1 protein-coding gene is annotated in these 247 nt (G+C 44.9%); it reads right to left on the bottom strand.

Annotated elements, in window-relative coordinates:
- Positions 1-247: porin (locus SB756_RS33680; protein WP_410913713.1), on the bottom strand; the 247-nt coding region annotated here is incomplete at both ends.

The following is a 247-nucleotide window of genomic DNA, read 5'->3' as shown; positions in this document are numbered from 1 at the left end:
ATTCAGTGTTGTTTGCCTGAATATTGTATCCCCATTGACCGTAGCCAGTGAGTTGATCGTTAATTTGGGTTTCGCCTTTAAAACCCAGACGCGCATAGCTCTGGTCGCCATCTTTCGCTGAATTATCAGAAAAATAATGCAGGCCATCAACTTTGCCATACAGATCTAATTTGTTGCCGTCTTTATTATAAACTTCGGCTGCATGTGCAGCACCTGCGGCGAGCAGGGCAGGAATTAAAAGTGCCAG

It is taken from the genome of Pseudomonas sp. SIMBA_068 (assembly GCF_046534705.1).
In the GTDB taxonomy this organism is placed as follows: Bacteria; Pseudomonadota; Gammaproteobacteria; order Pseudomonadales; family Pseudomonadaceae; genus Aquipseudomonas; species Aquipseudomonas putida.
The sequence above is the reverse complement of the archived record's forward strand: the minus strand, read 5'-3'. Positions and strand labels throughout refer to the sequence as shown.